A 21,926-nucleotide genomic window follows, 5' to 3' on the forward strand; every position below is an offset into this window, starting at 1 on the left:
ACCACCTCACCCATGCGCTGCTATAGTTCTACCTCTTACCTATAGATGATTATGTCAGCATCGAAATTATCGATAGGAAACGGCCAAGGGTCTTTTGCCCATATCCTAAGCACTGGATGGAACCTAGTACCGTCCATAGAGATATCTGTGCTACTCAGAATCAGCTCCTCGCCCCTTGGACTCATAAGGCTGGTACGTGTGCAATACCACCCGCCACCAACATTATAATACGTACACGAGTTCCAAGGAGAAAAACCGAGCATGGAACCGGATGCGGTTTGTAACTGCGTATTTAAGGTGATGATTATGACGCTTGTGTTAGACATGTTCCATCCAGGAACCTCAAACGGAACGTCAAGCTGGTATATGAAGTCGTCGCTTTTGTTAACAAGAACCTGTGTGGCTGCGCGTGCGTAAGTGCCCGCTGTTTGCATTGTCCCTGCTGCGTTATAGTACTGTCCCGCCGAAAATTTTTTACCCTCCCGCACGTCTGCGGGTGTCGCGTTCCCCGGCAAAACTAATTGTGACATAATTGTCAGCTCCCTTTCAGAACCCGAGAGTTACACACGTGGAGGCCAGCCCCATTGTCCACCTGCGTTCCCGCGCTTGACATTCAAATTGAAAAATTGCCCGGTCGGATTGAGTACACACAAATGGACTGTTTCCTCGTCGACAACACCCGTGATAATGGCGGCTCTTGGTTCGCTTTTGTATTCGCCGCCGGGCGTACCGTAACTTTGGTAATGAACAATTCTGCCTACTGTTGGTTCTTGATTCATGGTTTATCATTCCTCACAAAATAAAAAGCCGCTCGAATGAGCGACTATTTATAGGATTTGAATATTTTTACTATTTCCGTTTTATGGGCATCGGTTGCTTTTATTGCTCCGCCACCAAATAGCATCACAAGATTTCCATTAGTAAACATCTGTGCATCGTCGGACATTCCAATGTGCTTTTTAATGCCAGCTCTTAGACGTTTTTCTGCATCGTCCATACGAAGATCAAACACACTTACCCAAACATCTCCCTCGGCAAAACTTAAAGTCAAATCCACTCTTCCTTTTATTTCAAGTTCTGCCTCTAGGGGCGCGTACATTTTTTTTGACGCTTCGCTGTTTCGTGTCGTGTCTTTGGCTTTGATCCCGTTCTCCACGAAATACTCGTCCAGTTGGCCGATGTCTTTTATCTTCTCGGCCCCACACCCTGCCAGCAGAAGAAACAACAATGAAAATAGCGCTAATGACAGATATTTCCTCATTCTTCGATGCACTCCCTGTAAGGTTTTGCATCTATCGTACCATAAAATGTGGAAAAATGTCCTAAAAGTCTCGAAACAACACGCGGTACGACTTCCGTTTTGTCGAGCTCGTGCAGGTCGCAAGCGCCGCTTCGAGCTCATCTCTCCGTTTCTGTAACTGGCGGATCTCATTCTGGACGTATTGCAGATCGCCGCGCTTCAAAAATCGTGTACCGATTCGATATTCCTGGGCACCGGATAGTATAGCGTCCTCGGCCGAGTAATATGCATCCAATCGTTTCAGCACAACATCCAATTGTGCCCTGATACGTTCCTGTTGCTTTGGGTCGCAGCGTGACAATTCCATTCACCTACCTACCACACATCAGATTTTTTAACCAAGCCCTTTGCTGCCGTCAACTTCTTGGAGGGAACTGCTGGCAATGCGGCCGTCCCTTTCAGTCTCCGTTCAAGCGCATCGTAATTGGGCTTGAGCATTTCCCGCGCCGCCGTTGCATAGTTCCGCGTGTCCAATGCCTCGTTGCGAGCGCTGGAAGATATTTTTTCCCATGAGTACCGGGTCACGCCGTTCTTTTTCCGGGGCACCAGCTTTTCGGAAAGGAGTCCCTGAAAATAAAAACGGTCATAGCCGCGGCTATCACCGATTGGGAAATGGCAGTATTTTGGACCTGGTTCCTTCACTTTCACAGCTGAATAGATACTGCTCTTTCCATCGTCAACGCCGAGAATAACCACAATTGCGTTTTCTTTGTTGTTTCTGGAAATCTTGTGGATCAGCGGAATACCGGGGCCGCCTTGCCCTTTGATTGCGATCATTCGACGGTGTTCATTCCGCTTCGAGTATTTGTACACCTCAGTCGTGAAGTGGCCGCCCGAGTCAATGCAGCTGCAGGCGACTTTCAAACCCTTTCCATCCTCGAACCGGTAGACCTTATCCAGAACGTCATCGAGCTGCTGCCATGTCTTCGAGTCATCGGGCTTCCCGATAATGACCCCATATTCGATACCCCAGCTCTCATGCCCGTGTCCCCATCCGACGATCTCGTATTCTAGCCGATCGTCTTGTGTGTCGACGCCAGCTGTCAGAAGCAGAACACCGTCCGGCAATTCGGTAGGACCATAATCCTCCCGGCGTTTAAGCAGTACATCCTCTTCCATCTGCTCGCCGCGGTCCTCCCAAGATTCGCCCAGCACCGTGTTCATAAAGACTTTGAGCTTTTCGGGATCATTTTTGGATTCCAAGAATTCCTGAATAATCTGTTTCCAGCTGTACCATGGCGAGACGAACGCATTCAGCCAAAAGCTGCGGACGCGATTCTCCAGCGCAACCGGATTTTCGGCGATCCACTTCGCCGGCTGCCTTTTCATGGTGTATTCGTCAAAGTCCTGAAAGCATGACGGGCATCTCCACCAGATATCATACACCTGGTATATCTTTCGTCCGCCGGTTTCGTGAACCTCATGATCAAACCGAATGTCCCGAAGCACGATCGGATGATAGGCGCCGCAGCTCGGACACTCAATGCTCCATTTCTCTTGCGTCCCCATTTCGTACTCTTGCTCGATCCGAGATGCGCCTTTGATTGTCGGCGTCGAGACAAACAGCTTTTTCCGATTCCAGAACGTCACTGTCCGTTTCTCGCCCAGCGAAATCGGGTCGCCCTCGGAGCCTGCACTATCCGGATACCTGTCGACCTCGTCGCAAAGCAAAATGCGAATTGGGCGGCTCGCAAGGCCAGCAGGACTATTCGCGCCGGCCATCGCAAGAAAGCCACCGGGAAAGACTTTCATCAGTATCGTATTGTTCAGATCACGCGTTTTGGAATCGGCCACTTTCTGCGACAAGACTTCGGTATCCTTGATCATCGGGCTGATCCGGCGTTTGGAGTAGTCCTGCGCAATGTCGATCGTCGGTTGGATCATCAGCAGCGGACCTGGATCGATGTCAATGAAATAGCCGATCGTGTTGTTGATGATCTCAGATTTTCCTACCTGAGACGACCACATCAGAACGACTTTTTCGATTCGTGGGTCCGTAATGCTGTCCATCGGTTCCCGTTGGTACGGCGCCCGATCGGTTCGCCATTGCCCAGGCTCTGCAGCTGTCTCGGATGAAAGCCTTCGAAACTGGTCAGCCCATTCGCTGATCGTCAGCTTTGGAGGAGGCGCAACGGCCCGCACTATTCTCCGAAACAGATTCCTCGTTTTCGTCTTCATGGGCATCATCTCCCGCGAACATGGCCGGGTCATATTCGCTTAGCTCGCTCAACGCTTCGAGCAGTTCGTTGTTCACGGTATCACTGATTTCGGCCAAATTTTTAACGCCAAGCACCTTGGGCGCTATCTTATCCGGAATGGACAAAATACGTGTACGGAAGGTCACGAGCATATTTGTAAGAACCAGCTCCACATCGGCGGCATCATGCACTTGGTTCTTTAGCTTGGCAAGTCGCAGCTCGGCCGTCTCCCGCTTCGCTCTTTCATGCAGCGCCTTCTCCTCCCAATACAGGGCCTGCGCTTCATCGTCATCGTTGCCCCGGTCTTTGGCGCCAGTGCGAAGATACTCGATATACCTCTGCACATTTTTCATCAACGGAAAGCGACCGGCTGCTTGCTTTTCCAAAATCCCCTCTTTGGCAAGCTGGTTGATACGCTGCCGTGTAAAACCAAGCAAATTCGCCATGGCATCGGTGTTTACGATCAATTCCGACACGTCTTTTTTAGCTGTCATAAGATCACCTTATCGGAAAGAAAATCCATTTAAAAAAAATTTATGCCTAGCCTTTTTTCGGGGTCGCCAGCACCCGCAGCCGAGCCGGACCGTTGGAGGGACCCATCGGGAAGGAATTCTTCAAACCGGTCACCCCTTCAACGCAGCCAGCAGCGCATTGTACGCATTCGCCGCATCTTGGACGGTTGCGGTCGCCGGGTTTGCGATCGGTGTCAGCGCAGCGATCTGCGTCTTGGCAGCGATAGCCGTGACAGCTCCGGCCGCGTTGACAGCATTCGCCGCGATCCCGTCCAGCTTTGTCTTATCCGCTGCAGACAGGAAGCCGGCCGCGCTGGTGGTTGCTGCAGCGTGAGTGTGGTTGCCTGCTGCTGCCGTTGCCGCCGTGGTTCCGATGGTCGGCGGGAATGTCGCGGGCTTGCCCGATACGTTCGCCCAGGCGACAGCACTCGCCGAATCGGCTGTGCCAGCAAACGGTGCTTTCGCGTCGGCTGCGAGTTTGGCCGTCGTCACCGCGCCGTCCTGGATCATGGCCGTCGTGATTGATCCGTCCGCCGGTGTGCCACCTCCCCCGCCGGACAACGGCAACGGATTCTTGGTCGACACGGTAACCGGCTCCTTCTTGTCGTCATCCCAATATTGGATTAGCCCCACCATGTTCACGCCCTTTCGTAGAAATGAAAAAGACCGCCCATAGGCGGCCTGCTGTTATTCGGACATATTTTCACGATTTCAGTATATCAGGTTTTTGCAACTTCATTTTTCACTCTTTTTGCACTTTCGTACTTGGCTGCTAATCTTCGAAATGAAGCTGTAAGAATACCCCAATTCATCCGCGATCTTTCCTAACGGCATCCCCATGATATCCCGCATATAGGCGACTTGATACTCGATCCCTTGAAAGTCCCGTATGTTCGATTCGATCCGTTGCCGGATCAGCTTCTTCTGGGCCAGCCACTCCGACACTTCCCTGATCTTAGAGACAACGCTGTCGTACTGCTCCAGGGCTTTGTCGAGCGGCACATGAACCGGCAGCGGACTGGACGGCAGCCGGCCATCAAAACAAAGCTTCCGGGCCTGTTTCAGTTCGCCCTCCAGATCCTCCAGCCGCAGCTCGTAGATCTCAATCTCTTTGGTGATGTCGTAATACAGTTTGACGTAGTTCAATCCGCCTCGCCCTCCGTTCGTTTTAATCTCAATCCCCAATGGGCCGATAAATGCCTGTTCTATATTCTGGTTCCGTAGAATCAAAACCTTTGGACTCTTTATCCTCACTGCTCACGGCAGCTTCTTTTGTAGTCGATTCTTCCTTTACCCCCATGTTTGCCTCCATTTTCGCCTCTAAACTGATCTTGGGCTTGCAGAATATAAACTCGTCCGCCGAGAGAAATCACGGTCGGGATACCATTTTTGATTTTGATCGGCATTACTACCGCACGAAAGGACTGGCCGACATGCCGTTGTTTGGTCATTTCCTCATGCCCCTCTCACCTTTTGAATTCTCGCCTTCACGGCTTCCATTAGCTCGTTTTGCCCTGTTGCTTTTCTTTCCAGCGCGTCGACCGTTTCCTGGTCCATCGTGCCCTCGGCCACAAGCCTCATAACGACAATTCGCCGGGTCTGACCCTGCCGGTGCACCCGGGCGTTGGCCTGCTGGTCCTCTTCGAGGCTCCATATCTGGTCGTACCAAACAATCGTTTGGCTGCTTGACTCCTGCAGGTTGAGACCGTGACCCGCTGACTTCGGATGCAACAGAAGAAGCGGAATCTCATCATTATTCCAAGCCCGAATGTCTTCGTTCCCGTCTTTGCCCTTTCGCAGCGTCCGGGCTTGCGGAAACCGCTGCTGAATTCGTTCAAAGCTATGCTTGAAATCGTAAAATACCATGACCGGCTTCCCTTGTGCCGCCTCGATGATATCCTCTAGCGCATCCAGCTTGGCCTTGTGGATCTCCTTGACACCTCGATCCTCGTCATACACGGCACCGGAGGCCATTTGCCGAAGCTTGTTCGAAAGGACCGCTGCAGTATTCGCGACAACATCGGCGTCAACATATTCCAGAAGCAAGTCACGCTCCAGCTTTTTGTACAGCTCCCGGGCTTCCTGCGACAGCTTGACTGGTACGATGCGGTCAATCCGTTCGGGAAGCTCCAGCCAATCCTCGGCTTTCATGCTGACGGCAATATCGCTTATGGCCTCGTAAATCCGCTGCTCAGCCTCTTTTTTCTGTTTCCACTCGTAAACAACATGGCCGCTTCGGGCGCCGGGATTAAAGTATCGGTCGCGGAAACCGGTGATTGTCTTACCCAGCCGCTCGCCTTGGTCCAAGAGGTAGATTTGCGGCCAAAGGTCCATCAGGCTATTCGGCGCCGGCGTACCGGTTAACCCGATCACACGTTTCATCATCGGGCGTACACGCCGGAGGGCCCGGAACCGCTTGGAATTGGAATTCTTGAAGCTGCTCAGTTCGTCGATCACGACAGTATCGAACGGCCACCTGTTGCCGTATTCGCTCACGAGCCATTCAACATTTTCCCTATTGATCACGTAAATATCGGCTTCGGATTTCAGCGCTTTCCGGCGTGCTCCGACGCTACCCAGTACCTTCGAAATCCGCAGGTGCTGGAGATGATCCCATTTCTCGACTTCACGGGCCCAGGTGTCGTCGGCCACCCGAAGCGGTGCGATTACCAGTACACGCGCAGCATCAAAATAGTCGTTCAGCAAGCGGTCAATCGCTGTTAGCGTGGAGACGGTTTTGCCCAAACCCATCTCCAGCAATAACGCGATATAATTTGTGTCCAGGATACGCTCCGTCGCGTACTCCTGATACTGATGCGGCTTATACTTCAACCTCCGCTCACCTCCGCTATGAACCGATCGATGTCTTCGATCGAATCAATCTTGTAATGGCGATGGCCTCGTTTCGTGAGCTCCTTCGCCCATTTCCGCTGCAATGGTTTAAGAGGCTTCCCGGGGGCCTTGGTTTCGACGTACACAGTCACACCATTCGGCAGGATCACGAGCCGGTCGGTCACGCCGTTATTCCCGGGGCTTACCCATTTTGGGGCAAGCCCGCCGATTCGTTCCACCTCTCGTACCAGGCGGGCTTCTATAGCCGACTCACGCATATAGTTTCCTCCTGAGTGATGATTACACACGCACGCGTATAGACGTGTTCACGTTTAACCTAGGATTTACCTATATACCCTATCTACTTCTCCTAGGTTAATTTAATTTATCTTATATAGTAGAAAAATGATGTATCATATGAATCAGTAGGCCGTAAACCCTTGATATGGCTGGCTTTTACTGATTCGTTAAGGTGACGCATTACAGATTTTTTGACGCATCATATGCATCAAGGAATGATTCATTATGATGCATTGATGATCTTCTTAAGGGATCACCCTATCAAACGCGGTTTGTTGCCCATACCCCGGTACGCGGACCCGGCCCGGCAGCTCTTTCCATCCAGGCATGCGGCGCATGATGTCACAAATACTGCGGGCCTCCCACTTCGTCATTGCGCCAGTTCTATTGTGCAGTGCCTCCGCCCAGATCATTGCGGCGCATACGCGCTTATGCGTATACGGCTCACTGCCGAATTCGTCCTCCACAGGGGTCTCCAGCCACTCCTGAATGGTCCCCTCCCGCGGGTCGATTTCCAAGTGTGCAGCCTGCTGCTGTTTCGCTTCCTCGGCAGCCTTCCGATCCAGCGCCAAGGATTCCCCCGCCTTGTATAGGTGCAACGCCTCAGCCCAGATTTGCCCTACAACTTCATCCGTAAGATGCTCCCAATGACTGAATCGTGCCCGCGCCGGATCAACGTCTACGGGCCAAAAACGGCGGTTGCCGGTCTCGTCCCTCAGAAAGTCCCGTGTGTTCGTCGTCCCGAAAAATACGCATTTCCGGGGAAACTCCGATACCTGCCGATCGTAAGCCACGCGGTAACGGTCCTCTGTCTTCGAGAGAAACGCCTTAACCTCGTCTACCTCGGACTTCTTCATGGCCGACAGCTCACCGATCTCGAAGATCCACCCCGCCTGCAGGTGCTCGCCGGCTTCCTTGTTCTCGAATGTCCGCAGCGAATCGCTGAACCAATCCCGGCCGAGCTTCGCCAGCAGGCTGCTCTTGCCGGCCCCCTGCGGGCCAACCAGCACCAGCATTTCGTCGAACTTGCAGCCCGGGCGATAAAGCCGGGCGACGGCCGCCAGCAGCATTTTCCGCGTCACCTGCCGGGTGTAATGGGTATCCTCGGCCCCCAAGTAATCGATAAAAACGGTCTCGATACGCGATATGCCGTCCCATTGGTGGGATTCGATGTAAGCTTTAATCGGATGAAAGGCATTTCGATGCACAACCTCCGTAAAGGCGTTCTGAATCGTCTTGGTCGAGTTGATTTTATGGACCTTCGAAAACCAATGCTGCAGTCGCTTGTCGTCGGCACCCAGCCACGGCTCATATTCCTTGTGCGGCCGCTCAAGATCCCGCCAAGGCAAGGGCTTCCGGATGACCTCCGCATTCCCGAACGCGTCATAGGCCAGCACCCCGCGCCAAACGTCATGCGAAAGAATCAGCTCTATATTTCCCGCCGTGGGGAGCGGATCGCAGGTTTTATGGTGAAGCTCCAGTTTGTCCTTCCAGTCCTCGGGCTCCTCTTCGTCCTCTTCTTCATGATCCGGTCCCTCGTCCATCTCCCCGAACGTGTCCTGAAGCTCGTCCATTTTCAGCCGCTTGACCTCCGGCAGCCCGGCGACGAAGTGCTCCATCGCCACATGACTCGGCTTCTTGGCGTCTGGCGTATGCTCCTTAACCCGCTCGTCGAGATGGCCGAACTTGTGGACCCGCACGAGGTCAAATAAATTGTATGTCCGCCCGTCCGCGACCGGATCGCTGTCCTGGTGCGAATAGGCGAGATCCTGATCCGGATAGACCTCCAGCCCGTTCCCGCTGGTCCCGCCGGTGTATGTGTAGCGGTTCGGCATGGAGCCAGGGACGTAGATGTCAGAAAGGAACGTGTCGATGCCTTCCTCGATCGTGAACGCCCGGCAGAACAGGCCGATCGTGCCGTACTTCTCCCGCGGGTCCTGCGCCTTCTTACCGCCGAGCTGCGGCCCGGCCTTTGCATCCGGATGCCGGGGCCACTGCATAACATCCCGCCAGTCGCCGTATTCCGCCAGCAAGCCGTCGACGCTGAGTGGATCGCCTTCGTAAATCTCCAGCACCGGCTCCGCGTCATTGCTGCAGCTTGGCAGATACATCAAGCGGTGAACCTCAAATGTTGTCTTGTCGAAGTAGCTCATGCCGATCTGCTCCGCGAGCTTCCGACTGACGGCGGCATATTCGTCCAGCGTCATGGTACGATCCACCGGCACAATCAGGCGGTATTTCGGCTTGTGCGGCCTGTGGCTATGGGTGGAATAGATGACGTAGGCGCAGCCGCCCAGCACCAGCTCGGCCGTGAACAGGAAACCGTCGTCCGCGCGATCCACGTCCAAAGTGATCAGGCTGCGGGTATCAACGTTCTCCTTCTTACGACGGCCGCCCCGGACAAGCCCGCCGACAAAAGCGGGACCGTCCTTGACCTTGCCCCGGCCGATGTTGTGCATGGCGTCGTACTGCGCCATCGTCTCCGCCGTCTGCCGGACCTTCCGCAGCCGATCAACAAACTCGTTCCAGGTCAGATATTCAGGTTTCCAGTTTGTATCGGCCCGGTGCTTGCCGAAGCTAATATCGAGTTCCTGCATGTTTTCACTTCCTTATTCTCGAAAAGCTTCCATTTTGGTAATATTAGTGCGAGGTGATTATGGTCATGTTCAAATCTGGGTTTCTCCTTGTTTCACCCGAACAAATTGCAGCCGCCATATTCAATAAAAGTGATGTGATTGTTTGGCAGAGCGGCCGTATTCTTGACTACGGCGGCCCCATTGAATCACAAACAGAACATTCGGTTACTATCAATGGGGCAAAATATTTAAAAGAAAATTGCGAATTCCGGATTCGATGAAATAAGCTATTGAGTGCACGCTAACACCAATGTCCAGTTCATTTATATACTTCACTTCCGATGAAAAATAGTGAAATATATGGTAAAATATCATTTATACAAGGAGGTACAAAATGATAATAGGAAGGGTAACAATAACTAATATGGGAAATGAAATGTATAACGACGGACTGTTCTATGTTGAACAAGCCGAGAAACTAGAGAATCAAGAGAATAAATTTAACCACTGGCGTTATTGCCGTGCAGCAATAATTAGCTTTTGTGCTGCTGCTGAAGCGGAGATTGCAAAGCTAATTGTTGGTTCCTTAAAGAAGCAATCCAGATTATCTCGCGACGATAAGAGGGTTCTTGACTTTCTCACTGATCCCAATTTTAAGACCAAGAATATTCCCACTGATTTAGCGAGTATTTCCAAAAAATATAACTACCTTAGAAAGTTGAATAAATTAAGATGGAAATCGCTGGACGCCAAGTATGATAACTTAACAAAATTAAGAAACAAGATCATTCACTATTCATTCAGTTCACATGATGCTGTGTACTCGGATAATATTTTTATAGCCTCCAAAGATGCTTCGGTAATTGTAAAGAATTACATAAAAGAGCTATACACAATTGCAAATGAAAATCCGCCTCAATGGGTCAACAGCACGGCTTCTAAAACCATTGTTTGATTACGCCAGCATCGCCACCCAATCCGCCTTCGAATATCGATCCGTCATCTCCGGCACGCAGTGCTCCGGTAAATTGGCCCGGACCAGCGCCGCCGGAATGACGGGTGACACCGAATTCCCACATTTCGCCACCTGCTCCGCCTGTGTGAACGGCTTGCCGTTGTAGATCGGATCAATAATGTACGAATCCGGAAAGCCCTGCGCCCGGTACAGCTCCCGCGGGGTTAGCATGCGCATGCCGATGTCAACGATCACATAAGGGACGCCTTGAATATGCACCAGGACGAGGCCGAACCTGTCGTGAGTCGTTACCGTGCCAAGCGGATCGTCTACTGGCTGTCCAACGCTGCTGCCGTAATACGCGACCATGAAGGCGTAGACCGCGCCGATGTGCATGCCGCCGGCGGTAATCGTCGGGACCGGATCGGCCATATGGCTACCGATATTGTTCCCGCGGAACTTGATAAGGTGTGAAGAGACGATCCCATATCTGTTGGATGTATCCAGCGTCATGAGTGGCTGACCCAACGTTTGGCCCCGCACTTCACCGTTCCGCGTTTCCGTGTGGTACTGGATCAGGTTGGCGCAAAGAAGAGCATTATGGTCAGTTGTCGTGATGGTTGAAAGCGGGTCCTCCATTGAGTTACCTGGGCCGTTGTATCCTCCACCGTAATGTTTGACCATGGAAGCCGCTACCAACATATGATGCCCGCCGGTTGCTATGGTTTTAAGAGGCTCGTTAGGTGAACTGCCCGAGCTGCCTGTCGTGTTTACTGCAAGAATAGGAGTTACAATACCGATCCCATTCTTCCCTGTGATTGTTTGGAGTGGTTCGTCCAGTCCTTGGCCGCGGAATCCGTCTCCGCTGTGGTTTACGTTGACCAGATACGGCGCCATGAACGGGATGCCGCCTGCCTCCGCCACCTTAATAATGAATTTGTCTATTCCCCGAGCAATTCGGCGTTTTGTATTGTCAGCCAGCTCGCGCGTACGTCCGAAGATAGATGGCACCGGAATCGACCAGTCGATGATATCGGCAGCACGCCGGTATGGCAGAGGACCGCCCGCCGTGATTTTGAACGGCTTCGTCGCTGGAATGTGGGTCGGCTCGGGCCAGACAATCGCACGGCCGTCGCAACGAGCGATTAAGAATAGCCGCTTGCGGATCGTTGGGGCTCCGTAGTCACAAGCACGAAGGATACGCCATTCGACTTCATAGCCTTGTCGCTTCAAGGCGTTGACAAAACTGCGGAACGTTCGGCCCTTCTGCGACTTGATCGGTCTCCCATCCTTGCCCAACGGCCCCCAGTCCAGAAACTCCTCGACGTTTTCCAGCATAATGACTCTTGGCCGTTCGGTAGCTGCCCAGCGAACCGCCACCCAAGCGAGTCCGCGTATTCCCTTTTCCCTTGGCTTTCCGCCGCGTGCTTTACTATGATGTGTGCAGTCTGGGGAAAGCCAGAGGAGGCCGACACGGCGACCAGCCGCAATATCTCGGGGGTGAATGCCCCAGATATCTTCACAATGATGCCGCGTCTTAGGGTGGTTGACTTCGTGCATGGCGATCGCCGCGGGGTCATGATTGACTGCCTCATCGACGCTGCGACCGATCGCATATTCGATGCCAGTTGAGGCGCCTCCCCCGCCAGCGAAGTTATCAACGACGATTTCATCTTTCCAATATTCCGGGGTAGAGAGGACCTTTAACCATTGCTGGCGACTCTCACCAACCGCTATTGCAAGAGCTCGTTCCCTTCTCCATTTCCGTCTGCGGTTCATATCAGCAATCCCCGTTCAGTAGGCAAACATTTGCCGAAAGCTTGATAACAGCCGGCAGGTTTGAATTTTCTGTTTTAAATCCCTTCAGGTCGACGCCCAATTCTTCGAGCCGTTTGTAAGCCTTATCACCATTGTGACAAGAGTCGATGATGGTCAGGATCTCCTCCGTCAGCTTAACCAAATCACGGTATTCCGAAATTTTAGCTGCAAGCTTCGTTTTCAGTTCTTCGACAGCTGGCTGCAGCTCTTCCATTAATCCGTTTGTTCCCCGATCAAGTAAGTTATGAAGGATGAGACTTGTTTCTTGCTGGACAATATCTGATCTTAAGCTGATAACGTGCCTGTTAACGTCGGTAATAATGCTTTTCATACGCCAGATGTCGAACCGATTATACCGCTCGATCAGGTTTAGAAAGGAATCATGGAACAATTGAGCTTGACGTTCGACTGTGTCCGCCTCTTTATAGGCTTCGAAAACAATCGGTTTGACAACGGACTCAACCTCCGCACGGGCCACTTTCCGCAGAGCATCTTTTCTTTGGCGTGCCTTGGTTTCAATAAATTCTCTTAAATCGCTTTTCTTAATCGCCACGATATGGGCCTCCTATTAATAGTTCTGATGATAGAGAAAGGATTTTGGTAAATTATGTCGAAACACTTATAAATAACCGTTTGGGAGGGACAACTATGCATATTCGAATTTTTCAAGAAGAAACAAGCAAGTTTTCAATTCATTCTGTTGAAGAACTGATTAGTAATATCGCAAACTTTTTACACAATAAGGACTATTGTCGAGTAACCAATGTGCTTAACAGAGCAGTTGGTCACAGTGCAGGAAGTGGTCACTTCCCAGAAGCTTATCCAACGAAATGGCATGGACTTATAGACGGTTACATTATTGATAATTCCTTAAGTGTTAAAGATATTGTTGAATTGCTTTCGAAAGAGTTTGGCGCGCCTCTCTACATAATTAAGGAAAACTATGAATACTTAATCACTGACGAAGAGGAAGAGGACGCCATCTTCTAAACTAATCCTTCTGATAGAAATCACATTCAAAGCCGGCTGCCTGCAACGGCAGCCCGGGCGCCCAGTAAATCAGTTGCCCCATAATCTCAGTCACACGCTCCAAAGACCCACTGCCAATCGGCACTTCCAAAACCACTTCGTCGTGAACGTGCATAACGATGTCGTAGTAATTTTTATCAAGCCTCATCATGCTCTCAGCCAAGCAGTCCCGCGCAATCGCCTGCACTAGATTCTCCACAAGCCGGCCGCCGTACGTACGGTGCGACATCCATTTTTTCTTGACTTGGTCCATGCCGTCGAAGACGAGGCCGTCCTTGTCAAACTTCGGATCTGGTTTGATCCGCGGATTCACATAGGCTAGGCTCCGGCCACTCGGCAGATCAGCGAACAGCACGCCCTGCTCGTAGCGGTATTGGACCCCGTGCTTGAGTTTAACGGTCGTTTTCTCGCGCACCGCCGTCACGGCCGCTTTCTCGGTAGCATACCAGAGCTTGACGATATTCGGGTTGGCCGACCTCCACTGCTTAACGAGCTTCGGATATTCATCCGGATCGACCTCTTTTTTAGTGTCCATCGCTGCCATTGCATTCGGCCCGCCTTGGTATCCGCAGGCTAAAACAGTAACCTTACCTGAAGCGCGATATTTGTAGTTCTCATGCCCTTTGACTATTGTCTCAAACGGCACCTTGAATATGTTGGCCGCCGTTGCTTCGTAAATCTTGCCGTGCCCCCTGAATACGTCCAGAACCCAGTGTTCATCCGCCAACCATGCAATGACGCGGGCCTCAATGGCCGAGAAATCACTGACAATGAACCGGCAGCCGGGCGAGGGAATAAAAGCCGTCCGAATGAGCTGGGAGAGGACGAACGGCGGCGCGCCGAACATTAGCTCCAACATTTCGAAATCTCCGCTCCGGAGCGTTTCCCGCGCCAGAGCCAAGCCCTCAATCTTGTTCTGCGGCAGGTTCTGAACCTGTATGAGCCGCCCGGCCCACCGCCAAGTGCGATTTGCTCCGCAGAACTGTAGCAGCCCGCGCGCCCGGTCGTCGGCGCAGATCGTCCGCGTCATGGCGTTGTATTTGTCCACGCTGGTCTTTGCCATCTCCTGCCGCAGCTCCAGCACCCGCCGCGTCTCGTCATCCGGCGCCGCATCCAGCAGCACCGGCATGTGCTCCTTGGCGAGCCCATCCGGCGTCTCGAGCCCGCGGTCCGCCAGCCAGCTCTTGAGTTGCTGCAGGCTGTTCGGATTATCAAGCCCGGTAATATCCCGGGCCTCTTGCAGCAGCCGTGCCTCGTATTGCTCGTCGCAGGTAATCGCCTGCCGGACCAGCACCGGATCGAGCCGGACGCCCCGATCGTTGATTCGTTGATCGAGGGCCCATAGCCGCCATTCGTTGGTGGGCACCGGGAAGCGCTCCAGCTTTTTGCGGATCTCCCGTTCGACGACAACGTCCTGCCGATTGTAGGCCTTGTAATCCTCCCACTTGTCCGGCGCATGGTGCGGATAATTCCGCGTCCGGCCACCATTCGTCTTCGTCGTTTTACACGGCACGCTGAAATACTTGATCAGCGCTTTGCCCTTGGCGTCCTTCTGGGCCTCAAGCTTCAACACCTCCGCGACGCCTTCCAGATATCCCGGCAGCCCGAGCGTCAGCGCATGGACGGCAGTGCAACGCCATTGTTCCGCTGGCATCGGCATATGGAACCATTTAGAGAGACAAACTCTTTCGAATGCCGCGTTGAACGCCGTCTTGATAATGTCCGGAGCGGTCAAAGCATCATAGACATCATCCGGTAAAGATTCAAGATCAGTCAGGTCGACGACTGTAACTGGACCGTCGTCCCAAGCGTAGGCAAACAAAAGGATCTCGAAGTCCGATGCCTCTACGTAGCGGTGGACGCCGGCCGTTTTAAGATCAACGGAAGAATAGGTTTCAATATCTATGGTCATTTGCCGGCAACACTGCATGGTGAAATGCCCTCCAAAAATAATTTCTGGTATTTCCCCTCGTTTTCTTGTAAAATTTTGTTGAAAGGCCACTCCTTTATAGAAAGGAGGTGGCGCGCTATGGCATTGACAATAAAAGTCGACGACACCAAAGCAATTGAAATCAAAATTATCGTCAAAATTGAAACAAAACCAACGCGTCGACAGCCAAGAAAAACGAATAAAGTCAACTAGCGCCCCTCGGTTTGAAGGCATTAATGGTGCCTTCACCCGAGGGGTTTAAACGTAAAATATGCATAATTGATTATTTTTTTAAAAGAGAAAATCACAATTTCTTCCCTCCATGCCGCTGCGGCCGCGTTGCGTTGTACGTCATTTTCTCCCGGATGGCCGCCTCAAAATCGATGCCAAGATGCCCGCAGGTGTCGAAGATGCGGATCACCGTATCCGCCAGTTCGACCGGAATGCCGCACGGTTTTTCGCCCTCGTAGTAGATTTCCCGGAACCCCCGCCCGTTCCGGTGTTCCTCCAGCGCCTCCGACAGCTCGGAGTGCATGAGCGCGATCATTTCGCCAAAGGTGCGGGGCTCCTCGTACCAGCCTTTGTCGATCGCGTTATCATGGGCAGCTTGGACGAATTCGTCGATACTCTGAGGCTCATTGTCAATGAATCCAATAGGCCGCTTCTCCTCAACCTGTACTGCCATGCCTTGTTCATTTCTCTTTACATAGAACCGTTCTTGCTTCCATTCCATAAGATGAGGACCTCTCCTGTATACTTGGATTAGAAAGGGGACCCGCTGCCGAATCCCCTCCAAACTGATTAATTCAAGAAATCCTCTTCGTCGCCGTCCATATCGATGTCGAAATCCTCATCAGCAAATTCTTCGTTGACGCTGGAGCGGCCGCCAAGGAACTCACCGTCCTGTACTTTGACAACGTTGTTCAGGCCAACCGCGACGCCGCGGTTCCCTTTCGCATCGAAAGGAAAGAAATTAAGACTCACTTTGGCGTAGCAACCGGAGTAAACCTCCGTGCTGTCCGTGATCTCTTGGAACTTGGTCTTACCATCCGTTCCCTTGCCTACTGGCTTCGCAATACCTGGTTTGTTCTTGCTTGTCGCGTTCAGGAAGTAGTGGCCAGCATACGCTTCATCATCCGGGCGCTCTTCGTCGCCATCCCGCAGCGGTGTTTTGCAATTGGCTGGAATTTTGCCGCCCCATTTGCTCTTGCCGAGCTCCTTAGCGGCGTCAACGGCTGCCTTGATTTTGCGCAGCGTCTCCTTGTCCGTTTTGGGGATCAGAATCGCCGTGCTGTATTTCTCATCGCCGCCGTCAATGGATTGCGGCTCGAAGATATGAGTGTAAGAAAGACGTACCTTGCCCGTGATTACTTTTGTAGTTTGATTGTCTATTGCCATTGGTTTTTGTCTCCTTTGAGATGAATTATTTAGAATCTTTCCATTCTTTGAAATACGCGTTCCTTTTCGTGTGATTCTTGTTATTCCATCGTTGGCGAGCCTATGCCCGTCTGGTGCAATTCGCCAAGTCTCAAATCGCCACTTGCGAGCGTCGTCACCGATTTTCTCTCGAAGCCTTTTCCGTGCCAGCTCCTCTGACGGTTCAGCGATGCCGAAACACCACTTCTTCGAAATGCCGCTCCATATCCCCCACTGCTCAGGCATTAAAAATCCTCTCCCGCAAAATCCCCTTCGACGCTATTCAATTCCGGCCGATTGTCCGTCTCCGGAACGAGAACCGGCTTGCCCGGGGGTTTTACGATCAGGCCGCCGAGCATTTCGGCAAATTCCTTCTTGCCGATCCGCTTCTCAAGCTCGCTGATGCCCAGCAGCTCCTGCGGCTTTAAGTACTGGTCCTGTGAGAGACCAGCGGCCTCCAGCGCCACCCGGGCTGCGTCCCTATCGGTAATGGTCCGGTTACTCCGGCCCTCGACAAGTTTCCAATGCGGGATACGCTTGCCTATCTTGGCCTGTTCGAAGGCGTACTCCTCCACATCTTTCGCCCAGGCTTTGAGCTGCTCCGCCACATGAAGGATAGAACCGATCTCCTCCAAGCTCAGCAGCGCCGGATCACGGAATTCGTGCTGCAGCGCAGCCATGTTCTCGTCGGCGCGCGCCCGGCAGAATGCTTTCACCTTGCACCATCGGCAGTGATCCCCGGCTTTGAACGTTCCCTCGCCAGCAAAGGCCAGCGCCGCCGCAGGCTTGACGACCGTCTCCGCCCACTCCAGCAGCTCATCGACCCGCATCGTGTCCGTGCTGACACTATCAAGGCGCGGTTGCATGATCGTCATGCTGATCTCACGGATGTCGTACAGGTAACTGTATGCCGACCACGCGCCGAGGCCGTATAGCCGGATCTGCGGATTGCCGGCCGCACTGACCGGAACGCCCTTGCCGTACTTAAGGTCAATGATCTCCATCAGGCCGTCCGCGATCAGGACAACGTCGCCAGTTCCGTATCCGTCCGGCACCCATTCCGTGAAGTCCAGCCGTTCCTCCAGCAGCACGACGGCATCGGAGGATCGGGCTTTTGCGGCCATGAATCGCCCCTCGACCAGATCGACGTATTCCTGCACGGCGCTCTCCATCTCGGGGCAGTAGAGCGGATTCGCTTTGATCTTCTCCAACTCGGCGTCGAGCCGCCTTCTCTCCTTAGAATCACAGATCAAAAGGCGCCGCCGCAGCTTGTTCTCAGCCAGCTCGTGCGCCAGTGTTCCCTCGTTGGCATATTCGCTGCGCTTGTCTGGTATGCTCTCCTGCAGCCGGGCACTCGGCGGGCAGCTGATCCACTGATCCGCCTTGGAGGCGCCCAGCAAAGCATGAGCGCGTTCAGCATGTGCTTGCTGCGTCATTCTGCCAATCCCGCCAATCCGGACATGAACGCGTGCCGCTTGTTCTCGGGCACATCAGAGATTGACTTACTGCCAAATTCATCCAGTAGCGCCTTGATCGCCTTCTTTGCTTCCGGCGTTGTGCCGACTTCCTGCGCCTTCGCCCGCAGTTCGACGACGGTCGGGATCGGTCCGTCCTCGTCTTCCTCGCCGGGACCGGATTCAGCCGGTTCGTTCTTCGGCTCTTCCTCCGCTGCTGCCGCTGCTGGTTTTGCAGCTGCCCGCCCGCGGGGTGCCTTCGGTGCTTCCTGTGCTGCAGCCGGAGCAGTTGCCTGACCGTTGATACCTGCTGCCAAAGCAGACAGTTCCTTAATTGCTTCGCCGGCATTTTCGCCGTTAATTTGAATAAGTACAGACATGGATAATTGCCTCCTTGAATTCCTTATGATAAGATGGACCCGAAAAGGTTTTTAATTTTGTTGCGCAGTCGGCCCGCCAGCCGGCTGTTTTTCTTGCCGTAAAACTCACTCCGCTGTTTCGGAGTCAGGTATTGCATTACTCTGACTTTGGCTTTCATAGGTATGTAACACCTCCCCGATTGTCAGCTTGTTTCGGAAATAGCTGTCCGGCAGATCGCCGTCGCAAGCCAATGCTATGAGCTTCGAAGTATCGCGCATGTAGTTGTTCACCTCCCTTCAATGGTGTTCTCGTTCCACGCAAATCCTGTCAAAGCGTCTACCCACGCGTTGATTTTTTTTTATTACCAGCTATTTACGATTTCTTCGATTGCCTTCAAAGCCGGCTGAGCCAACCACCAGCGCTTGCGATTCTTCTTGCGCTCGTGAATTCTGACTCTTGGGTCAGGTAAAATTTCGTCTTCCAGATAGCGAACGGACATCGACGTCAGCTCGCTAAGCTTGCTGATATCAACCAACAGCAACTGCTGGTTGATTTGCCTCTGCAATTCACGCTCAATGAAACTTACTACTGCCTTTTCATCGATTTCAATGTTGATTTTTGTTGTTTGTAGCAATTTTCTTCACCACCTTCTTTATTCATGATGCAACGTCGTCCGATTGCAAAGTCACGACTAACGATCCGTCGCATACTTGGTAGTCTTTGATGGCGGCCCCGTTTTGAATTTCCATTACGATGGCCTCGAAATACACAAGCAGATCGCTTGAATGGTCGCAGGTATTCAGCGCGTAGGTTGTTTCAGTAAACTTATTAGGCATGCTTCTGCCCCCCTTTCCCTAGCCCGATCAGGTCGAGCAGATCAGCGAATTTATTAGGATAATAATGAGGTGCCGTCTCCCTTGGGTTATTTGGGCTGATGATATTCTTACCGTATACTAACCCAGCATCGGTAATTGACTTAAAGAGCTTCGTTCCGCCTTTGCTGGAAGGGCGTTCCTTTTCTTCGAGCACCCCATGTCCGATGAGTAAAAGGTTAAAAGCTTTGGTTTGAATCGCTACCCCATGTTTCTTGAGCAACTCGGTTGCCGATTCGGTAATTGGTTCATCAGCATATGCTGGAAGTGGGACCTGCAAGCCGTGCTTTTTATTGAAGTCGCCCATTAGCTTGAGCTTTCCACTCTCGGGGAGCCGCAGCATTTCGGAAGCAGCCTCTAAAAAGAAGACCTCTTTCTTAAATTGCAGCAGACCAGGATCGTCGTAACGTGTCGATCGATCGGCTTCAATGTTAAGAAGCTGATCGCGTACTGCCCGGGCTACAAAACTATCGCGAAGCAGCATACCAATTCGGAGCAAGGCACGACGTGGAATGATAGTGAATGATCTAGCCTTTTTGCTAATAATTGCCATGTCCTTAAAGGACATCAGTTCATCGCCGGTTAAAACTTTCAAACCATCCGCTTCCAACTCTTCGCGATTATCCTTTATTAAAGAGTTGACAGCCTCTTTCCCAACCTCGTAGTAACTAGCTGCCATTTCGACACTGACATTCACATCATCCGGTAACAGAGTCAGTTTCTTAACTTTGTCCAGTACATCTGTCCGATTGACAACGGATTCGCGTAACGACTTACTTTCAATTAGAGCGTCGCTTTTGTTCATTTCAATACCTCGCTTTCCATACCAAGCATTTTTGCAATTAGGGGCTTTTGCTTTTCGCCTGGTCGCGTTCCCTTGAAAATCTCTGACACATAAGTGACAGACACGCCGAGTTCCTGTGCTACATCTTTCATTTTGATATTTTTTTGGAACATGATCTTTCTGGCTTCGCCACCGAACTCGGTATAGTACTGCATCTCTTAACCTCCTTCTCCTAATGTTTGTAAAAAACACAGCTTAATTGTTGACATTGAACCGAAAATATTCTATTATCGGTAAGAAGGCATAACCAAATAAACGTCGTTGGGGAACGATTTTTTAAAGCGGGATCCTGTCCATCTGGTTTTTTGTTGCCTTTTTTGCCATAAATTAAGCTGTTGACATCATAATAACCGAAAATATAGATTAGGTCAACAACAACAATCGAAAATATAGATTTTTTTGCAGAGAGGTGTATGAATTATCCTATGAGCATAGTCGAAAATATAAAGAAGTTGTGCAAGGAGCGCGGGACCGCGATTCCTAAATTAGGAGTCGAACTAGGTTTTGGCAATGGTGCTATTTATAACTGGGACAAGAGCTCTCCGTCTATAGACAAAATTCAAAAAGTCGCTGAGTACTTCAAAGTACCTGTCGATGCCGTATTGTATGGCTTCGAACTCACCAGATTTGAAGAGATGTTCCGAATCATCATGAACAAAAGAACCTGCGAACAGTTTGCCGCAGATACTGGCATCGATCTGGACACAGTTGAAAATTATGCAATGGGAATAACCACAGAGCAGCCATCCCTCGAACTGGTTAAGAAAATAGCAAATAGCAATCCATATAAAATGATTGTTGATGACGATAGCCTATTCTCGGCAGCAGGATACCCAGATAAAAATAAATACGAGCCCGAAACCATCGCTGCTCACCATGACGGGGATGATTGGACAGAAGAAGAATTGGAGGATATCAAACAATTTAAGGAGTTTTTGAAGTCAAAACGAAAACATCAGGAGTGACGCCTTTGTTGTATGACAATCTTCTTAGAGAGGCTGAACACCTTGGAATTGACACCTATGAAAAGCCGATGAGCCCAAGAAACAAAGGATTGTACGGTGATAACATAATATGGATTAATAAAATGATTCCAACCAGAGTTGAAAAAGCTTGTGCCCTGGGAGAAGAACTCGGCCACCATCATACTTCGTATGGTGACATCCTAGATCAATCGGATGTATGTGCTCGAAAGCAAGAATTGCGAGCGCGGCAATGGGCGTACTGGCGACTTGTTCCGCTGACCGAAATTGTACGGGCCTATAAAGCCCGCGTTTCAGGGCGCCATGAAATTGCTGAATTTATTGGAGTAACCGAAGCGTTTTTGCAGGATTCTATCGATCGATATCGTGAGAAATACGGGTTATTTGTTGTTTTGGACAAGCAATACACGGTTTATCTTGATCCATTAGGCGTTGCGGAATTATTTCCTGAATCATAACTTTGCTCTTTCTGGGCGCAAAGCTGTTCACATACACCATCTAACCGAACGTACGTTCCAGTTATGGAAAGTGTGAATTGAAGCAGCTT

The 21,926-nt window shown here is 51.5% G+C and carries 28 protein-coding genes; 5 read left to right on the forward strand and 23 right to left on the reverse strand.

The window, feature by feature from the left end:
* Nucleotides 1-35: 35 nt before the first annotated feature.
* From ET33_RS31480 to ET33_RS31535, 11 genes are all read right to left on the reverse strand, one after another.
* Nucleotides 36-530, reverse strand: a complete 495-nt coding sequence (locus ET33_RS31480) for a hypothetical protein (RefSeq protein WP_036691582.1) — start codon at nt 528-530, stop codon at nt 36-38.
* A 30-nt stretch (nt 531-560) separates the two neighbouring features.
* On the reverse strand, nt 561-779 hold the full coding sequence (locus ET33_RS38055; protein ID WP_036691586.1) for a hypothetical protein: 219 nt from the start codon (nt 777-779) through the stop codon (nt 561-563).
* 44 nt (nt 780-823) lie between these two features.
* A complete protein-coding gene (locus tag ET33_RS31490; RefSeq protein WP_036691589.1) occupies nt 824-1,261 on the reverse strand; it encodes a hypothetical protein in 438 nt (145 codons plus the stop codon).
* 354 nt (nt 1,262-1,615) lie between these two features.
* On the reverse strand, nt 1,616-3,478 hold the full coding sequence (locus tag ET33_RS31500; protein WP_036691594.1) for a phage terminase large subunit family protein: 1,863 nt from the start codon (nt 3,476-3,478) through the stop codon (nt 1,616-1,618).
* Nucleotides 3,393-3,992, reverse strand: a complete 600-nt coding sequence (locus tag ET33_RS31505; RefSeq protein ID WP_051775884.1) for a hypothetical protein — start codon at nt 3,990-3,992, stop codon at nt 3,393-3,395. The genes ET33_RS31500 and ET33_RS31505 overlap by 86 nt, the downstream gene beginning before the upstream one ends.
* A gap of 129 nt (nt 3,993-4,121) precedes the next feature.
* Entirely contained in the window at nt 4,122-4,646 is a 525-nt protein-coding gene (locus ET33_RS39400; protein WP_036691596.1) for a hypothetical protein, read from the reverse strand.
* A gap of 99 nt (nt 4,647-4,745) precedes the next feature.
* Nucleotides 4,746-5,156 carry a hypothetical protein gene (locus ET33_RS31515; protein ID WP_036691600.1) on the reverse strand — a complete coding sequence of 137 codons (411 nt, stop codon included), beginning with the start codon at nt 5,154-5,156 and terminating at the stop codon, nt 4,746-4,748.
* Between the two features lie 104 nt (nt 5,157-5,260).
* Nucleotides 5,261-5,461 (reverse strand): hypothetical protein, encoded by a 201-nt coding sequence (locus ET33_RS31520; RefSeq protein WP_036691604.1) that lies wholly within the window; start codon nt 5,459-5,461, stop codon nt 5,261-5,263.
* A gap of 4 nt (nt 5,462-5,465) precedes the next feature.
* Entirely contained in the window at nt 5,466-6,842 is a 1,377-nt protein-coding gene (locus tag ET33_RS31525) for a DEAD/DEAH box helicase (protein ID WP_036691607.1), read from the reverse strand.
* Nucleotides 6,839-7,120 carry a PDDEXK family nuclease gene (locus ET33_RS31530; RefSeq protein WP_036691609.1) on the reverse strand — a complete coding sequence of 94 codons (282 nt, stop codon included), beginning with the start codon at nt 7,118-7,120 and terminating at the stop codon, nt 6,839-6,841. The genes ET33_RS31525 and ET33_RS31530 overlap by 4 nt, the downstream gene beginning before the upstream one ends.
* Before the next feature lie 267 nt (nt 7,121-7,387).
* Nucleotides 7,388-9,739, reverse strand: a complete 2,352-nt coding sequence (locus tag ET33_RS31535) for a virulence-associated E family protein (protein WP_036691612.1) — start codon at nt 9,737-9,739, stop codon at nt 7,388-7,390.
* Nucleotides 9,740-9,804: 65 nt separating this feature from the next.
* On the opposite strand from ET33_RS31535, the gene ET33_RS31540 reads away from it, so the two are divergent.
* Nucleotides 9,805-9,999: a hypothetical protein gene (locus ET33_RS31540; protein ID WP_036691614.1), complete on the forward strand. Its 195-nt coding sequence runs from the start codon at nt 9,805-9,807 to the stop codon at nt 9,997-9,999.
* Nucleotides 10,000-10,112: 113 nt separating this feature from the next.
* The gene (locus ET33_RS31545) at nt 10,113-10,673 is read left to right on the forward strand and encodes a HEPN domain-containing protein (protein ID WP_036691619.1); all 561 of its coding nucleotides are present in this window, start codon (nt 10,113-10,115) and stop codon (nt 10,671-10,673) included.
* Here the strand turns inward: ET33_RS31545 and ET33_RS31550 are convergent, their stop codons facing one another.
* On the reverse strand, nt 10,674-12,341 hold the full coding sequence (locus tag ET33_RS31550) for a DNA cytosine methyltransferase (protein ID WP_036691687.1): 1,668 nt from the start codon (nt 12,339-12,341) through the stop codon (nt 10,674-10,676).
* Nucleotides 12,342-12,453: 112 nt separating this feature from the next.
* Nucleotides 12,454-13,044 (reverse strand): hypothetical protein, encoded by a 591-nt coding sequence (locus ET33_RS36815; RefSeq protein WP_051775886.1) that lies wholly within the window; start codon nt 13,042-13,044, stop codon nt 12,454-12,456.
* 95 nt (nt 13,045-13,139) lie between these two features.
* Here ET33_RS36815 and ET33_RS31560 point away from each other — a divergent pair, with 95 nt between their 5' ends.
* A complete protein-coding gene (locus tag ET33_RS31560; protein ID WP_036691622.1) occupies nt 13,140-13,481 on the forward strand; it encodes a hypothetical protein in 342 nt (113 codons plus the stop codon).
* A 1-nt stretch (nt 13,482) separates the two neighbouring features.
* On the opposite strand, the gene ET33_RS31565 is transcribed toward ET33_RS31560, so the two are convergent.
* From ET33_RS31565 to ET33_RS31605, 10 genes are all read right to left on the reverse strand, one after another.
* Nucleotides 13,483-15,450, reverse strand: coding sequence for a DNA polymerase (locus ET33_RS31565; protein WP_200879259.1), 1,968 nt, complete (start codon nt 15,448-15,450; stop codon nt 13,483-13,485).
* A 304-nt stretch (nt 15,451-15,754) separates the two neighbouring features.
* Complete coding sequence (locus ET33_RS31570) at nt 15,755-16,183, reverse strand: nucleoside triphosphate pyrophosphohydrolase family protein (protein WP_235206871.1); 429 nt, start codon at nt 16,181-16,183, stop codon at nt 15,755-15,757.
* Between the two features lie 68 nt (nt 16,184-16,251).
* Nucleotides 16,252-16,848 carry a DUF2815 family protein gene (locus ET33_RS31575; RefSeq protein ID WP_036691625.1) on the reverse strand — a complete coding sequence of 199 codons (597 nt, stop codon included), beginning with the start codon at nt 16,846-16,848 and terminating at the stop codon, nt 16,252-16,254.
* Between the two features lie 263 nt (nt 16,849-17,111).
* Complete coding sequence (locus tag ET33_RS31580) at nt 17,112-18,302, reverse strand: DUF2800 domain-containing protein (RefSeq protein ID WP_036691630.1); 1,191 nt, start codon at nt 18,300-18,302, stop codon at nt 17,112-17,114.
* The gene (locus tag ET33_RS31585; RefSeq protein ID WP_036691635.1) at nt 18,299-18,700 is read right to left on the reverse strand and encodes a hypothetical protein; all 402 of its coding nucleotides are present in this window, start codon (nt 18,698-18,700) and stop codon (nt 18,299-18,301) included. The genes ET33_RS31580 and ET33_RS31585 overlap by 4 nt, the downstream gene beginning before the upstream one ends.
* Before the next feature lie 23 nt (nt 18,701-18,723).
* Nucleotides 18,724-18,858 (reverse strand): hypothetical protein, encoded by a 135-nt coding sequence (locus ET33_RS40350; RefSeq protein WP_268808342.1) that lies wholly within the window; start codon nt 18,856-18,858, stop codon nt 18,724-18,726.
* Between the two features lie 183 nt (nt 18,859-19,041).
* Nucleotides 19,042-19,314: a hypothetical protein gene (locus ET33_RS31590; RefSeq protein ID WP_235206872.1), complete on the reverse strand. Its 273-nt coding sequence runs from the start codon at nt 19,312-19,314 to the stop codon at nt 19,042-19,044.
* Nucleotides 19,315-19,336: 22 nt separating this feature from the next.
* Nucleotides 19,337-19,516: a hypothetical protein gene (locus tag ET33_RS31595; RefSeq protein ID WP_036691638.1), complete on the reverse strand. Its 180-nt coding sequence runs from the start codon at nt 19,514-19,516 to the stop codon at nt 19,337-19,339.
* Nucleotides 19,509-20,357: a hypothetical protein gene (locus ET33_RS36820; protein WP_051775887.1), complete on the reverse strand. Its 849-nt coding sequence runs from the start codon at nt 20,355-20,357 to the stop codon at nt 19,509-19,511. The genes ET33_RS31595 and ET33_RS36820 overlap by 8 nt, the downstream gene beginning before the upstream one ends.
* Nucleotides 20,354-20,551: a helix-turn-helix domain-containing protein gene (locus tag ET33_RS31605; protein WP_036691641.1), complete on the reverse strand. Its 198-nt coding sequence runs from the start codon at nt 20,549-20,551 to the stop codon at nt 20,354-20,356. The genes ET33_RS36820 and ET33_RS31605 overlap by 4 nt, the downstream gene beginning before the upstream one ends.
* 270 nt (nt 20,552-20,821) lie before the next feature.
* On the opposite strand from ET33_RS31605, the gene ET33_RS40520 reads away from it, so the two are divergent.
* Complete coding sequence (locus ET33_RS40520; RefSeq protein ID WP_051775889.1) at nt 20,822-21,361, forward strand: helix-turn-helix domain-containing protein; 540 nt, start codon at nt 20,822-20,824, stop codon at nt 21,359-21,361.
* A 5-nt stretch (nt 21,362-21,366) separates the two neighbouring features.
* The gene (locus ET33_RS31620; RefSeq protein ID WP_036691643.1) at nt 21,367-21,837 is read left to right on the forward strand and encodes an ImmA/IrrE family metallo-endopeptidase; all 471 of its coding nucleotides are present in this window, start codon (nt 21,367-21,369) and stop codon (nt 21,835-21,837) included.
* Nucleotides 21,838-21,926 lie beyond the last annotated feature (89 nt).

It is taken from the genome of Paenibacillus tyrphae, assembly GCF_000722545.1.
Classification (GTDB): domain Bacteria; phylum Bacillota; class Bacilli; order Paenibacillales; family NBRC-103111; genus Paenibacillus_G; species Paenibacillus_G tyrfis.